At 72.3% G+C, this 14,639-nt stretch carries 14 protein-coding genes; 4 read left to right on the top strand and 10 right to left on the bottom strand.

The window, feature by feature from the left end; all coding sequences use genetic code 11:
- Positions 1 to 4: 4 nt before the first annotated feature.
- From ACFV46_RS29930 to ACFV46_RS29940, 3 genes are read right to left on the bottom strand one after another with little or no spacing between them, the layout of a single operon-like run.
- Entirely contained in the window at positions 5 to 913 is a 909-nt protein-coding gene (locus tag ACFV46_RS29930; RefSeq protein ID WP_361936636.1) for a carbohydrate ABC transporter permease, read from the bottom strand.
- Positions 910 to 1,803, bottom strand: coding sequence for a carbohydrate ABC transporter permease (locus tag ACFV46_RS29935; RefSeq protein WP_376727836.1), 894 nt, complete (start codon positions 1,801 to 1,803; stop codon positions 910 to 912). The genes ACFV46_RS29930 and ACFV46_RS29935 overlap by 4 nt, the downstream gene beginning before the upstream one ends.
- A gap of 6 nt (positions 1,804 to 1,809) precedes the next feature.
- Positions 1,810 to 3,102: an ABC transporter substrate-binding protein gene (locus tag ACFV46_RS29940; protein ID WP_385500531.1), complete on the bottom strand. Its 1,293-nt coding sequence runs from the start codon at positions 3,100 to 3,102 to the stop codon at positions 1,810 to 1,812.
- Between the two features lie 252 nt (positions 3,103 to 3,354).
- Here ACFV46_RS29940 and ACFV46_RS29945 point away from each other — a divergent pair, with 252 nt between their 5' ends.
- Positions 3,355 to 4,365, top strand: coding sequence for a LacI family DNA-binding transcriptional regulator (locus tag ACFV46_RS29945; RefSeq protein ID WP_385500540.1), 1,011 nt, complete (start codon positions 3,355 to 3,357; stop codon positions 4,363 to 4,365).
- A 109-nt stretch (positions 4,366 to 4,474) separates the two neighbouring features.
- On the opposite strand, the gene ACFV46_RS29950 is transcribed toward ACFV46_RS29945, so the two are convergent.
- Entirely contained in the window at positions 4,475 to 5,152 is a 678-nt protein-coding gene (locus ACFV46_RS29950; protein WP_385500532.1) for a helix-turn-helix transcriptional regulator, read from the bottom strand.
- 83 nt (positions 5,153 to 5,235) lie between these two features.
- Between ACFV46_RS29950 and ACFV46_RS29955 the strand changes: the two genes are divergently transcribed.
- Positions 5,236 to 5,676 (top strand): hypothetical protein, encoded by a 441-nt coding sequence (locus tag ACFV46_RS29955; protein WP_361936644.1) that lies wholly within the window; start codon positions 5,236 to 5,238, stop codon positions 5,674 to 5,676.
- Positions 5,677 to 5,778: 102 nt separating this feature from the next.
- Here the strand turns inward: ACFV46_RS29955 and ACFV46_RS29960 are convergent, their stop codons facing one another.
- Entirely contained in the window at positions 5,779 to 6,390 is a 612-nt protein-coding gene (locus ACFV46_RS29960) for a TetR/AcrR family transcriptional regulator (protein WP_361936645.1), read from the bottom strand.
- Between the two features lie 84 nt (positions 6,391 to 6,474).
- Between ACFV46_RS29960 and ACFV46_RS29965 the strand changes: the two genes are divergently transcribed.
- A complete protein-coding gene (locus tag ACFV46_RS29965; protein WP_376727837.1) occupies positions 6,475 to 7,212 on the top strand; it encodes an SDR family NAD(P)-dependent oxidoreductase in 738 nt (245 codons plus the stop codon).
- Positions 7,213 to 7,344: 132 nt separating this feature from the next.
- The gene (locus tag ACFV46_RS29970; protein ID WP_376727838.1) at positions 7,345 to 8,688 is read left to right on the top strand and encodes an amidase; all 1,344 of its coding nucleotides are present in this window, start codon (positions 7,345 to 7,347) and stop codon (positions 8,686 to 8,688) included.
- A 19-nt stretch (positions 8,689 to 8,707) separates the two neighbouring features.
- On the opposite strand, the gene ACFV46_RS29975 is transcribed toward ACFV46_RS29970, so the two are convergent.
- From ACFV46_RS29975 to ACFV46_RS29995, 5 genes are all read right to left on the bottom strand, one after another.
- Entirely contained in the window at positions 8,708 to 9,889 is a 1,182-nt protein-coding gene (locus tag ACFV46_RS29975) for a GDSL-type esterase/lipase family protein (RefSeq protein ID WP_385500534.1), read from the bottom strand.
- Positions 9,890 to 9,905: 16 nt separating this feature from the next.
- Positions 9,906 to 10,484: a WHG domain-containing protein gene (locus ACFV46_RS29980; RefSeq protein WP_361936653.1), complete on the bottom strand. Its 579-nt coding sequence runs from the start codon at positions 10,482 to 10,484 to the stop codon at positions 9,906 to 9,908.
- 180 nt (positions 10,485 to 10,664) lie between these two features.
- Positions 10,665 to 10,838, bottom strand: a complete 174-nt coding sequence (locus ACFV46_RS29985) for a hypothetical protein (protein ID WP_361936655.1) — start codon at positions 10,836 to 10,838, stop codon at positions 10,665 to 10,667.
- 449 nt (positions 10,839 to 11,287) lie between these two features.
- A complete protein-coding gene (locus ACFV46_RS29990) occupies positions 11,288 to 12,808 on the bottom strand; it encodes an SDR family NAD(P)-dependent oxidoreductase (RefSeq protein WP_385500536.1) in 1,521 nt (506 codons plus the stop codon).
- A gap of 120 nt (positions 12,809 to 12,928) precedes the next feature.
- On the bottom strand, positions 12,929 to 14,269 hold the full coding sequence (locus tag ACFV46_RS29995) for a wax ester/triacylglycerol synthase family O-acyltransferase (protein WP_385500537.1): 1,341 nt from the start codon (positions 14,267 to 14,269) through the stop codon (positions 12,929 to 12,931).
- Positions 14,270 to 14,639: the final 370 nt, after the last annotated feature.

Below are 14,639 nucleotides of genomic sequence, written 5' to 3' on the forward strand. Positions count from 1 at the left end.
GTGTTCAGCCCTTGACGGCGCCCTCGCCGACCCCGCGGAAGAAGTACCGCTGGAGGCAGGCGAACAGGGCGATCAGCGGGGCGACGGCGATGATCGTGCCGGCGGCGACGAGGCGTTCGTCGTTGGCGAAGGTGCCGTGCAGATAGTTCAGGCCGATGGTCAGGGTGAACCTGGACGGGTCGCTGAGCACGATGAGCGGCCACAGGAAGTCGTCCCAGGCGCCCATGAAGGCGAAGATCGCGACGACCGCGAGGGTGCCCTTCACGGACGGCACGGCGACGCGCAGGAAGCGCTGCCAGACGTTCGCGCCGTCGACGAAGGCCGCCTCCTCGATCTCGTACGGCAGATTGAGGAAGGCGTTGCGCATCAGCAGCACGTTGAGGGCGCTGACGCAGCCGGGCAGGACGACCCCGATCAGGGTGTTGTTCAGCCCGAGCTCCCGCATGGTGGTGAACTGGGCGATGATGATGCCCTCCACCGGGACGAGCATCGCGAGGATGAAGACAAGCGTGGCGGCCGTACGGCCCCGGTAGCGCAGACGGGCCAGGGCGTACCCGGCGAGGGCCGCGCCGACGCAGTTGGTGACGACGTTGGCGGCGGCGACCTTCAGCGAGTTGAGGGCGTAGTCCCAGACCGGGATGGTGTCGGCGACCCGTTCGTAGTTGTGCAGGGTGGGGTCGGCGGGCAGGAAGCGGGGCGGGGAGCTGAAGATGTCCTCGGTGGGCCCCTTGAGGGACGTCGACAGCTGCCACAGGAACGGGCCGACGGTGAGGGCGAGCACCCCCAGCAGGAGCAGGTAGCGCAGGGCGAGTTCCCAGACGCGGACCCGGCGGCCGTGTTCGTCGGTGATCCGGGGTTCGCGCGGGGCGGCCGGCCGCGCGGGGGCGGGTGGCGCCTTGTCGATGACGCTCATGACGCGTCCTTCCGGTCGGCCCGCAGCACGAGCAGCATCAGGGCGACGGTGACCACGAAGACGACGACCGAGATCGCCGAGGCGTAGCCGACCCGGCCGGTCAGGCCGGTGCCGGTGCGCTGGACGAGCATGACGAGGGTGGTGTCCTCGCCCGCCGGGCCGCCGCTCGGGCCGGCCATCAGGTACACCTCGGAGAACACCTTGAACGCGGCGACCGAGGACAGCGCGCCGACCAGGACCATGGTGGAGCGGACGGCCGGCACGGTGACGGTGAGGAAGCGGCGGACGGCGCCCGCCCCGTCGACGGCGGCGGCCTCGTGCAGCTCGCGCGGCACATTGGCGAGCGCGGCCAAGTAGATGATCATGTAGTAGCCGAGGCCCTTCCACACCGTCACGGCCATGGCGCTCAGCAGGAGCAGCCACTGGTCGCTGAGGAAGCCGACCCGGCCCACGCCGATGGCCTCCAGCAGGGAGTTCACCAGGCCGCGTTCGTCGAGCAGCCACACCCAGATCAGTCCCACGACGACGATCGAGGCGACGACCGGGGTGTAGAAGGCGGACCGGAAGAAGGTGATGCCGGGGATGTTCTTCTGCACGAGCAGCGCGAGCAGCAGGGGCAGGACGACCAGGGCGGGGACGACGCCGAGGACGTACAGCGTGCTGTTGCGCAGCCCGATCCAGAACATGTCGTCGTGGAGCAGCTCGCGGAAGTTGGCGAGCCCGACGAACTCGCCCGGGACGAGCGTGCGCCGGTCGGTGAAGGCGTTGACCAGGGTGGAGACGAACGGGTACAGGATGAACGCGCCGGTGATCAGCAGGCCCGGGGCGGCGAACAGCCAGGGGCTGGACGGCAGTTGGCGCCGCACCCGGGACACGGTGGAGCTGGCCATCGTCGGCTAGCCCTGCTGCTGGAGAAGGCGGTCGCAGGCCGCGACAGCGTTGTCGAGCGCTTCCTTCGGGCTCTCCTTGCCCTGCAGCGCCTTGGCGACCTCGTTGCGCAGCGCGGTCTTCATCTGCTCGCTGAACAGCACGGGCGTGTAGTTCACGGCGTTCTTCAGCGACTTGGCCGCGGCGACCCGCACCCGGGTCTCGTCGGTGCCGTCCTCCTTCGTGAAGTACGGGTCGTCGAGGGAGCCGGCGGTGCTGGGGAAGATGGCGACCTTCTTGGCGAAGGACATCTGGTGCTCGGCGTCGGTGACGTAGTGCGCGAACGCGACGGCGGCCGGGGTGCGCTTGGTCTGCGCGTTGACCATCACGCCCATCACGTACATGTTGACGTGCCCGGTGGAGGTGATCTGGTCGGTGATGCCGATGTTCTTGTACAGGTTCGGCGCCTGCTTCTTGAAGTTGCCGAGGTCGAGGGCGCTGCCGGGGTTCATGGCGACGGCCCCGGTGAGGAACTTCTTGCCGGAGGACTCGGGGGTGGCGGTGAGCGCCTGCGGGTCGAGCGCCTTGGCGTCGTACAGCTCCTTGTACTTCGTGAGGAGTTCGACGCCCTTGGTGTCGTTGAACGCGAAGGCGGTGCCCTCCTTGTTCATCAGCGGGACGCCGTAGCGGCCGAAGTCCTCGATGGTGGGGACGTTGGCGAGGGTGGCGACCTTGCCGTCCGTCTTCTGCGCCATGGTGAGGGCGGCGTCGAAGACCTCGTCGTACGTCTTCGGCGGCTTCTCCGGGTCGAGGCCCGCCTCCTTGAAGAGGGTCTTGTTGTAGAAGAGCGGGCCGGTGTTGAGGTACCAGGGGAAGGCGTACGTGCCCTGCAGGCCCGGCACCTGGTGGCTGGCCCAGGCGCCGTCCAGGTACTCCTTCTTGTACGTGCCCGCGACCTTGTCCAGGTCGAGGGCGAGGCCCGCCTTGGCGAGCGGCGCGACGAGGTCGGGCGAGACGTTGACGACGTCGGGGAGCGTGCCGCCCGCCGCGTCGGCGCTGATCTTGTCGGCGTATCCCTCGGCGGGCTGGTCGATCCACTTCACCTCGGTGCCGGGGTACTTCTTCTCGAAGCCGGCGATCACGCCTTCGAAGTAGTCCTTGAAGTTGGCGCGCAGGTTCCAGGTCTGGAACGTGATGTCCCCTTCGACCTTGCCGGAGGCGTCGGCGCCGGCGCTGTCGCCCCCTGACGAACCGCAGGCACTGAGGGGGAGCGCGACACAGACGGCGAATGCGGCAGCGAGGGCTCTACGGGAGAGGGGCACCGTGAACCGGCCTCCTTGATGGGCGGGTTGGTGGGACGAGGCAGACCCTGCACGCCGTCACGCGGAAGCGTCAATGGCTCTCGCACAGCTAATTGCATTAGTGACTAATGCGCATTAGACGATTGCAGCTGAAGCGCATTAGGATCACGGCACTGAACCGCATTAGTGCGCATGCCGCGCGCATGCGTCCTGGACGGGGGGATGACGATGACGGCGACTCCGGGCCGACGCTCACCGGCCCGGCGGCCGACGATGAAGGACATCGCACGGCACGCCGGGGTCTCGCAGAGCGCCGTCTCCTTCGCGCTGAACGGCCGGCCCGGGGTGTCCGAGGACACCCGTGAGCGGGTGCGGCGGGTCGCGGAGGACCTGGGCTGGCGGCCCAGCACGGCGGCGCGCGCCCTGTCCGGGGAGGGGGCGGCGACGGTCGGCTTCGTGCTGGCGCGTCCCGCCGACACGCTGGGGGTCGACTCGTTCTTCCTCCAACTGGTCTCCGGCATCCAGCAGGTGCTGGCGGAGCGGCATCTGGGGCTGCTGTTCCAGGTCGTGGAGGACGTCGCCGACGAGTGCGCGGTGTACCGGCGCTGGTGGGCCGAGCACCGGGTCGACGGTGTCCTGGTGGTCGACCCGCGCACCGACGACCCCCGCCCGGACCTGCTGGACGAACTCGGCCTGCCCGCGGTCGTGATCGGCGGCGCACCGGACGACCGGCACCCCGGTCTGTCGACGGTGTGGGCGGACGACGCGGGCGCGATGGCGTCCGTGGTGGAGGGCCTGTACGCGCTCGGTCACCGGCGGATCGTCCATATCGCCGGGCTGCCGGGGCTGGCCCACACCGAGCGCCGGATCCGCACGCTGCGGGCCGAGGCGGGGCGGCGGGGCCTGGCCGAGGTGCGGTCGGTGACGACGGACTACTCGGACGCCGAGGCCGCGGCCGTCACCCGCCGGGTCCTGGAGGGCACCGCTCCCCCGACGGCGCTCATCTACGACAACGACGTGATGGCGGTGGCGGGGGCCGCCGCCGCGACCGAACTCGGCTTCTCCGTACCGGCGGACGTCTCCGTGGTCTCCTGGGAGGACTCGGCCCTGTGCCGCATGGTCAAGCCGTGGCTGTCGGCCCTGTCCAGGGACAGCGCGGAGTTCGGCCGTACGGCGGCCCGTGAACTGATCGCCCTGCTGGACGGGGGATCGGCACGGGCGGTGCGGGTGCCGGTGCCCCGGCTGGTCGAGCGCGGGAGCACGGGGCTGGCGCGGGGCGCGTGAGGCCCGGCCGGGCTGTCGCCGTCCCGGACGCGTACCCGTGGAGCGGGCCTGGGGGTCCGGCCGGCCCCGGGGCGGGGCCGTCGACCGGATCGCGCACCGGTCGACGGGTTCAGGAAGCGGGCTCCAGGACCACGCAGCAGCGGCCCGGAGCCGGTGCCAGACACGCCTGGTAGGCGGTGTCACCCGAGGTGGCGAGCGCGCCGCGCAGCAGATGCAGGTTCATCCCGCACACCGTCTCGACGTGCTTGCGCGCCAGGAGATGGAAGGGGCAGTTGCCCAGGACGACGGTGTCCCCCTCGCGGCGCGGCTCGAAGCCGTACCGCTCCAGCAGGTCCACGACGCCCGCCGCGGCCTCGGCGCCCATCCGCTCGCCCAGTTCGGACGCCTTGCGGTTCAGCACCGCGCGGACGGGTTCGCCGGTGGCGTCGGACTCCTCCACGGCCTCGGCCAGCAGTTGCCCGGCCAGCTCGTACTGCCGGGCGGGCACGCTCACGCCGACCTCGCGCCCGGAGCGGCGGTACAGCTTGGCGGGCCGTCCGGCGCCCGGTCCGGTCCGCCCGCTGCGCCGCTCGTAGACGACGTCCAGCAGCCCCTCCCCGGCGAGGCGGTCCAGATGGAACGCGGCGGTCTGCCGGGCCAGGCCCAGGGTCTGGGCGGCCTCGTCCCGGCCGACGGGACCGGCGCTGCGGGCCACGAGGTCGTACAGCCGGCGGCGCGTCGGCTCGTCCAGCGCCGCCAGGGCGGAGAGGTCGTCGCGGGGTGCTTCCTTCGAGTGATCCACGAACACCAGTGTAAAACCAATCGGCATTGACTAAAGAGACGGGCTGCGCTTCTATCATCAAGAGACATTGCTCATAGAAGGAGGACGTCATGTCGTCCGCACCCGCTTCCGCACCCGCCACGTCCGGCACCACGCGGCAGGCCCTCACCTCGGACCCCGGCTACCAGGCCTTCTGGATCCTGCGCGTCGGATTCACGGTCGCTCCCGTGCTGTTCGGACTGGACAAGTTCGCCAATCTGCTCGTCGACTGGCCGGGCTATCTCGCCCCGTGGATCGACGACGTCGTCCCCGGCAGCGCGCAGGCCGCCATGTACGCCGTCGGCGTCGTCGAGATCGTCGCCGGGCTGGTCGTGGCCGTGGCCCCCCGCTTCGGGGCCTGGCTGGTCGCCGGCTGGCTCGCGGGGATCATCGTCGACCTGCTGACGATCCCCGGCCACTACGACATCGCCCTGCGCGACTTCGGCCTGCTGCTCGGCGCGGTCGCCCTGGCCCGGCTCGCCCAGCGCTACCACGGCACCGGGCGGCACTGACACGCCGAAGGGCGCTCACCGGGGCCCAGGGTCTTTCGTTCGGATCCGGCCTGATCCAAACGAGACCCCGGCCCTGGTGACCGCCCGGGACCGCGCTCCCGGTCAGCCCGCGGAGCCGGCACCGGGCCCGGGCAGCACCGCCAGGGCGGTGTCCGCGACTCCCCGCAGCACCCGTGGATCCAGACCGGCCTTGCCGACCGCCTCCATCCCACGGACCACCGTCAGCAGCAGCGCCGCCAGGTCCTGCGGATCGGCGGCCGCGTCGATGTCGCCGTGGCGCTGGGCGGCGGCGATCTCCGTCCGCAGCAGCGCGAGCAGCGCCGCCATGGTCTCGGCCGACCGGGCGGCCACCGCCGGGTCCTGCTCGGCCAGTTCGGCGGTCCCCTTCGCCAGCAGGCATCCGCGCCGCTCGGTGTCGGACGCGGCGTTCTCCGCCATCATCCGCACATAGCCCGCCAGTCGGGCCATGGCCCCCGCGTCCGGGCCGCCCGACAGATGCTCCTCGGCCACCTCGACGACCGCCGCGCACCAGTCCCCGAACACCCGGTGGAACAGCTTGCCCTTGTCGCCGAACGCGCCGTACAGGCTGCCCTTGCCGAGGCCGGTCACCCGGGCGATGTCGTCCATCCGGGTGCCCGCGTAGCCCGTGGCCCAGAACTGCTCCCGGGCCTGCTCCAGGACCCGGCGTTCGTCGAATGCGCGTGGTCTCGCCATGCCTTCAGCGTACCGATTCTTGACCCGATCGTCCATAACCCTCTACGTTGTGGACGATCCATTCCACAACTGAAGGGGTTCGCCATGTCCGGCGTACTGCAGGAGAAGGTGGCCGTGATCACCGGGGGGACGAGCGGGATCGGGCTGGCCGTCGCCCACCGGTTCGTCCGAGAGGGCGCGCGGGTCTTCGTGACCGGCCGGGACGCCGACCGCCTCGACGCGGCGGTGAGGGAGCTGGGGCCGGCGGCCATCGGCGTGCGCTCCGACGTCTCGGTCCTGGCCGACCTGGACGCGCTCTACGACCGCGTCCGCGAGGAGGCCGGACGCATCGACGTGCTGGTGGCCAACGCGGGCATCGTCGCGGACGCCACGCTCGGCGCGCACACCGAGGCGAACGTCGACCTGACGCTCGCCGTCAACGTCAAGGGTCCCCTGTTCACCGTGCAGAAGGCGCTGCCGCTGCTGTCGGAGAACGCCTCCGTCCTGGTCGTCGGGTCGAGCAACAGCGTGCGGCCCAACGAGCACCTGGAGGTCTACAGCGCCTCGAAGGCGGCGCTGACCAACCTCGTGCACAACTGGGCCCGGCAGTCACGGGAGCGCCGGTTCCGCGTCAACCTGCTCAGCCCCGGGCCGACGCGGACCCCCGGCCTGCTGGGCGCGGCGGGCGCGGACGTCGACCGGTTCGCCGAGACCTTCGTGCCGCTGGGGAGGCTGGCCGACGCCGAGGAGATCGCCGAGGCGGCCCTCTTCCTGGCGTCGGACGCCTCCTCGTTCGTCACCGGCGCCGAGCTCTTCGCGGACGGCGGCTACACCCGGGTGTGACACGGCCTCGGCCCCGCGGCCGGTGGCGCCGGAAGCCACACCCGGACATCCGGGCCCGGCGCCCCCTCGACTCGGGGCCCGGCGCGGGGCAGAGTTCTCCTGCATACCCGCCAGTACGCAGAAGGAGCGCCCGTGACCAACTGGGTCGGCCGGACCGCCGCCGAGATCGCCGCCGCCGTACGCGAGAAGCGGGCCACGCCCCGGGAGGTGGTGGCCGAGCACCTCGCCAGGATCGAGCGGCTGGACGGGCATGTGGGTGCCTTCCGCGTGGTCCGCGCCGAGGCGGCGCTCGCCGAGGCCGACGAGGTGGCCTCGCGGGGGGATCTCGCCGGACTGCCCCTCGCCGGGGTGCCGGTGGCCGTCAAGGACAACCTGGCCGTGCGCGGCGAGTCGACGCGGGTCGGCTCGGCGGCGACGCCGGACGCCCCGGCCGCCGAGGACCATGTCACGGTGGCGCGGCTGCGCGCCGCCGGAGCGGTGGTGGTGGGCCTGACGAACGTGCCGGAGCTGTGCGTCTTCGGCACCACCGAGGGCGTGCACGGCACGGCCCGCAATCCCTGGGACACCTCCCGCACGGCGGGCGGTTCGTCCGGCGGCAGCGCGGCCGCGGTCGCGGCGGGCCTGGTGCCGCTCGCCCTCGGCAACGACGGCATGGGGTCCCTGCGCATCCCCGCGGCCAACTGCGGCCTGATCACGATCAAGCCCGGCAGCGGGGTGGTCCCGGCCGGCATCGGCGACGGCGACTGGTTCGGGATGTCGGAGAACGGCCCGCTCGCCACGACCGTCGAGGACACCCGGCTGATGCTGTCGGTCCTCGCCGGCACCGAGGTCGCGGCGCCGGCGGCACCGGACACGTACCGGATCGCGGTGTCGCTGCGCAGCCCCATCGCCGGCGTCACGATCAGCAAGCCGTACGCGAGTGCCGCTCGGGAGGCCGCGGCGCTGCTGATGAAGGCCGGTCACCAGGTGCGCCGGGCCGATCCGCCGTACCCGATGTCGCTGGGCGTCACCTCGCTGACGCACTGGACGGCGGGCACGTCGGTGGACGCCCGGGGCCTGGACACCGCCCTCCTCACCCGCCGGACACGGGTGCACGCGGCCGTGGGCCGCCGGTTCGTCGGCCGGGCCCGCACCGGCGGGGACCGGGAGCGGCTGCGGACCCGGCTGGAGCCGTTCTTCGCCGAGTACGACGTGCTGCTCACCCCGGCCCTCGCGCGCCGCTCGCCCCGGTCCGTGCCGTGGCACGAGCGGGGCTGGCTGCGCAACGTGCTGGCCAACACCAGCTACTCGCCGCTGACCCCGCCGTGGAACCTCACGGGGTGGCCGGCGATGGCGGTGCCGTTCGGCACGCTGCCGTCCGGAGCGCCCACCGCCGTGCAGCTGGTGGGACGCCCCGGCTCCGAGGCGGCGCTGCTGGCCCTCGCGGAGCACGTCGAGCGGCTGCGGCCGTGGCGCAGGACGGCGCCGCTCGACTGAGCGGTCCGCCCCGCCCGGCTCACAGCTCCCGCGCGAACGGCCCGTCGACGCCGAAGGCCAGCTTCGCGAACCGCTCCCCCATGCGGCGGTGGGTCGCCGCGTCGGGGTGCAGGCCGTCGGGGAGCGGCAGCTCCTCGAAGTCCGCCTCGCCGTAGAGTTCGCGGCCGTCGAGGTAGTGCAGGTGCGGGTCGTCGGCGGCCCGCTCCCGCACGATCCGGGACAGCTCGTCGCGGATGACGTTCAGCGTCAGCTTGCCGGCCGCGCGCTCGGCCGGGTCACCCATCGCCGCGAACCGCAGCCGGCCCTCGCGCAGACCCGTGAAGTCCGGGGCGCAGGGCCCGGGGGTGTCCTCGTGGATCGGGCACAGGATGGGCGAGACCACCAGCAGCGGTGTCGTCGGGTGGCCTTCGCGGACGGTGTCGAGGAAGCCGTGGACGGCGGGTCCGAAGGCGCGCAGCCGCATGAGGTCGAGGTTGACCAGGTTGATCCCGATCTTGACGCTGATGTAGTCGGCGGCGGTGTCGCGCAGGGCGCGGGCGGTGAACGGGTCGAGCAGGGCGCTGCCGGCCAGGCCCAGGTTGATCAGCTCCACGTCGCCGAGGGCGGCCGCGGCGGCGGGCCAGATGCCGGTGGGGCTCGCGGCGTCGGAGCCGTGGCTGATGGAACTGCCGTGGTGCAGCCACACCTTGCGGCCGGGGTCGCCGGCGGGCTCGACCGGGGCGTCGGTGCGCAGGGCGATCAGCTCGGTCGTCTCGTTGTGCGGGAGCCAGATCTCGACGTCCTTGTCGCCCTCGGGCAGCCCGTCGAAGCGCACGGTGCCGGGCGGCCCCGAGCGGAACTCCTCGGTGCCCGCCGCCATGTCGACGGTCACGACGTTGCCGCCGTCGACGCTGCCCTGCGCCACCAGGCGCCCGTCGGCGAGCAGGTCGTACACGCCGGCGGGGCGCTCGGGCACGCCGACGTAGCTGCGGCGGGTAGGCAGGGCGCCGAGCTCGACCGTGGTGGCCCGGGTGCGGAAGACGAGCCGTACGCCGGACGGATGCGACTCGGCCATGGCCAGCTGCCCGTCGGTGTTCTGCGCACGGGCCCGGGCGGGCAGCCGGTGCGGCAGCAGCCCGTGCTCGGTCCGCTCGGTGTCGAGGGCGCCGCGCAGCAGGTCCGCGGTGACCGTGGTGGTGATCCAGTCGTGCTCGGTGTTCATGTCCTCAGCCTGTCGATCAGGAGGTGGGCTCGGTGGGCCAGTTGCGCAGCAAGGAGTCCAGGGCGTCCAGGATCCGGTTCCAGGTCTCCTCGGAGTCGGGTGCGCTGTGCCGGAAGCCGCCCGCCGACTCCAGGCTGGAGTACCCGTGGAAAACGCTTCCGAGCAGCCGGACCGCGTGGGTGGCGTCCGGTTCGGCCAGGTCGTAGCCGCGCAGGATCGCGCGGGTCATCTGGGCGTGCCGGGGCCCGGCGCTGCGGGCGGCCGTCTCGGGGTCGAGCGGCATGCGGGCGGCGGCGGCCCGGCCGGGATGCTCGCGCTCGTAGTCGCGGTAGACGTTGGCGAAGGCGACCAGGGCGTCCTTGCCGGCCCGTCCGGCGACGGCGTCGGCGGCCCGGTCGGCCATCTCCTCCAGCGCGAACAGGGCGATCCTCGTCCGCAGGTCCTGGGTGTTCCTCACGTGCGAGTACAGGCTCGCGACCTTGACGCCGAAGCGCCGCGCCAGCTCCGACGCCGTGACCTGCTCGAAGCCGATCTCGTCGGCCAGCTCGGCGCCGGCGCGGACCAGTCGGTCCGGGGTGAGTCCCACGCGTGCCACAACGATCCTTCCGCTTGCCTTAATGGAGTATGACTCCACCTAAAGCCTTTAGGCAAACGAGCGAGTGATCAAGGAAGTGCCAGGGAGCGGGACAAGGGCTGTGATCCGGCGCCGGACATGCCGGAGCCGCGGCCGGTCGTCGGCCGCGGCTCTCCGCGTTCGGTGGGTGGTCCGGCCCCGTCAGTCGACGCTGGGCAGGATGTGGGGCTCGGCGAGGTCCTCCTCGTAGCCCGCCAGCCGGATGGGGGCGGACCGGGCCCACACGTCGAGACTGCCGATCTCCTTCGACCCGCGGCCCGCGCGCTCCGCGCGTTCCTTGGAACGCTGCTCGCCGTTCGTCTTCTCAGGTGTCACCGCGCACTCCTTCTGTGTCGGATCACCCTCGGGGGGCGGAGCCGGCCAGTCTGCGGTCCGGTACCTGACGCCCCTTCGGGTCCAGCTCAACGTCGATGCGGACGCGGTGGCGTCGGTAACTGGTGTGCAAGCAGGCCGTTGTGCACCGGCTTGTCCCGGGACGGACCATGGGTGTGGGTTGGGACCCTGTGGCGCTGTCCGTCCGCTCCAGATTAACCAAATGAGCGCATGCCTGCTCGATGGGGCTGCAAACAACGTGTAAATCTCCGGAGTCGACCGGTAACCACCCGCCAGGAATCGCCTGTTCTGCTCCTGGACGCGACTTTTGTGCGTCACTCGTTCGGCGTAGCAGGACCCTGGTTCGCGATCCAACTCACCCCGGACCGGTGCCACGCCCGGCCGGATCCGGCCAACACGCCCCGAATCACCGCGATTCGGGGCGTGCCGCGTCACCACTTGCCGGGCGCGTAGTCCTTCAGGAAGACGCCGTACAGGTCCTCGCCCGCCTCGCCGCGCACGATCGGGTCGTAGACCCGGGCGGCACCGTCGACCAGGTCGAGCGGGGCGTGGAAACCGGCCTCGGCGAGCCGCAGCTTGTCGTAGTGCGGGCGCTCGTCGGTGATCCAGCCGGTGTCGACGGACGTCATCAGGATGCCGTCGGTCTCGAACATCTCCTGGGCGCTGGTGCGGGTCACCATGTTCATCGCGGCCTTGGCGGCGTTGGTGTTGGGGTGTCCGGCGCCCTTGTAGCCGCGGCCGAAGACACCCTCCATCGCGGAGACGTTCACCACGTACGCCCGTCCGCTCACCGCCTTCTTCGCGGCCTCGGCCATGCTCGGGCGCAGGGCGCTGATCAGGATGAAGGGCGAGGTGTAGTTGCAGAGCTGGGTCTCCAGCAGCTCGATCGGGGAGATCTGGTCGATGGTCTGCACCCAGGTGTTGGACTCCACGACGTCGGGGACCAGACCGCCGGCGTCGATGGCCGTGCCGTCCAGGTGCCGGGCGACGCTGGCGTTGCCCGCGACGAGGGCGAGGTCGGCGACCTTCTGGGCGTCCAGGCCGCTCGCGCCCACCGGCAGCGCGGTGAGACCGTCGACCGCGCCGGAGTTGAAGGCGCCGATCACCTGGTGGGCGGGCAGCTCGCCGGCGGGCAGCGGGGCGCTCTCGCCCTCGACCAGCGCGGCGTAGGCGGAGGGCAGCCGGCGCACGGTCTGCGTCGCGTTGTTCACGAGGATGTCGAGCGGGCCCGCCTCGGCGACCCGCTCGGCGAGGGCCACGGCCTGGGCGGGGTCGCGCAGGTCGATGCCGACGACCTCCAGGCGGTGGATCCAGTCACCCGAGTCGTCCATCGCCTTGAAGCGGCGGATGGCGTCCTTCGGGAAGCGCGTGGTGATCGTGGTGTGGGCGCCGTCCCGCAGCAGCCTGAGGGCGATGTACATGCCGATCTTGGCGCGGCCGCCGGTGAGCAGGGCGCGCTTGCCGGTGAGGTCGGCGCGTACGTCGCGCTTGTCCCGGTTCAGCTTGGCGCAGTCCTGGCAGAGCTGGTGGTAGAAGTAGTCGACCTCGACGTACCGGGTCTTGCAGGTGTAGCAGGAGCGCGGGCGCTGGAGTATCCCCGCGATCCGGCCCTCCTCGGTACGGGAGGACGGCAGCAGGCCCTCGGTCTCGTCGTCGATGCGCTGGGCCGAGCCGGTCGCGGTGGCCTCCGTGACCGCCTTGTCGTGCGCGGTCTTCGCCGCCCGGCGCTCCTGACGGCGGCGCTGCTTCACGGTGCGGTAGACGCCCGCGGTGGCCCGGCGCACGGCGATCGCGTCGGGGTGGTCGACCTCCAGCCTGTCGAGCTCCTCGAGCACGCCGAGGCAGACGGCCAGCCGCTCGGGGTCGATGCCGGGGCCGTACACGACGTCGTCGGCGGGCTCCTGTCCGGCCTCGGTCCTGATCGCCGTCGAACCGTCGTCTGTCACCGTCATCGCCGCTGCCGTTCCCTGATCACCCGCGGCGCTCCGGTCGCGCTCGCTTTCGAACGCGGAATTCTACGAAACGCCGGGCCCCTCCTCCAAAATCCGGCGGAAGGGCCCGGGGCGGGCGGGTCAGGGGTCGCAGGCGGTGATCAGTCCGGCGACCTCCTCGGTGATCGCCCGGGCGAGGACGTCGAGGTCCGGTACGGCCCGGGCGTCGGCGACGAGTCCGAAGTGCACACCGCCCCGGTACGTCGAGATCGCGACGGCCAGGGACTGGCCGCGGGCCAGCGGGGCGAAGGGGTAGACCTCGGCCACGGGGTGGCCGCCGAGCTTCAGCGGGATGCCGGGCAGCGGCACGCTGGTGACGAGGATGTCGAACCAGAGCCGGGCGGCCTGGGCGACCAGCGGCCCGGCGAAGCGGTGCCCGAGCGCCGGCACGTGGTCGGCGAGCAGGGCGACGGCCCCGGCGCCCCGGTGGGGGCCCGCGTCCTTGTTGCGGTCCATGGCCGAGCGGACCGCGGCGAGGCGGCGCAGCGGGTCGGGGTCGTCCACCGGGAGCCGCATCAGATAGCCGGAGAGACGGTTGCCCTGCGGGTGCGCGGTGCGCGGGCGGCGCCGGGAGACCGGGATGAGGGCGCGGGGCGCGACGCCCTCGCTGCCGTCGCCGCGCTCGTCGAGCCAGCGGCGCAGCGCGCCGGCGACGACCGCGATCAGGACGTCGTTGACGGTGCCGCCGACGGCCTTGCGGACGCGGTGCACGTCGTCGATGTCGAGGACGACCCCGGCGGTACGGCGGGTGCCGCTCGGCTCGGCGGTGAGCGCGGGCGTGGAGCGGGTGGCCAGGGTGGACACGGCGACGGAGGTCCCGATGTCCAGGGCCCGGCCCACGTCGGACACGGCGCCGCGCACGACGTCGGGGAGCCGGCGCACATCGGGCAGCCGGCCGCGCGCGGGCTCCTCGGGGCGGGGCCGGCGGGCGGGCAGGTCCATCGGGTCGAGGACGGCGGCGGCCAGCGTCAGGGCCCGCAGGCCGTCGGCGAGGGCGTGGTGGAACTTGAACAGCACGGCGAACGACACCCCGTCCTCGCCGGGCAGCACATGCGCCTCCCACGGGGGCCGGCCGCGCTCCAGGGGGCGCTCCATGAGCCGTCCGGCCGCCGCCTGGAAGTCGGCGGCCGGCGCGTGCAGCCGGACGTGGTCCGAGGGGTCGAAGTCGGGGGCGGGCTCGCGGGCCGCGCCGCCGAACGAGAACGGCGACCGCAGCAGACCGCGCGGGCGCCAGGCGTCGCGGATGCGCATGCGCAGCCCCGGTACGGCGGCGGCCCGCGCCGCGAGCAGGTCGGCCGCGTGGGCGCCCGCGGTCGGGGTGTGCGCCGCGAACACGCCGAGCGCCCCCAGGTGCATCGGGTGTTCGGCGGACTCGATGTTCCAGAACGCAAGGTCGAGGGGTGCGAGCAGGTCGGAAGTCAATGGCTTGCCTCGCGTCGGCGGAAGGGTGGATCAGCAGTCAATCGCTCCCTGACGATTACAGTCAAGTACGATCAGGCTACGCACAGTTAACAGCAGATTAAGTCCCGCCTCTCGTGGAGGCGGCGGACTCATGGTGCATATGGGGTCACTCCACCACAGGGAGCGGCACCGGGCATCCCGTGCGTGTCACCCGGGAGGCGTCATACGCGGCCGTCGCCGGCGACCGCTAGGGGGTGTCTTGTCGATCAGGCCGGATCAGCGAGCGGCGTCCGGCACCGTGCATCGCAAGGCGGAGGAGGGAGTCGATGCGGTGCGGTGGGGGTGCCCCCGCGGGAGCTCGTTCGAGCGTGGGGGAGACCGACGACAACGC

This window comes from Streptomyces sp. NPDC059852, from assembly GCF_042731455.1.
Taxonomy (GTDB): Bacteria; Actinomycetota; Actinomycetes; order Streptomycetales; family Streptomycetaceae; genus Streptomyces.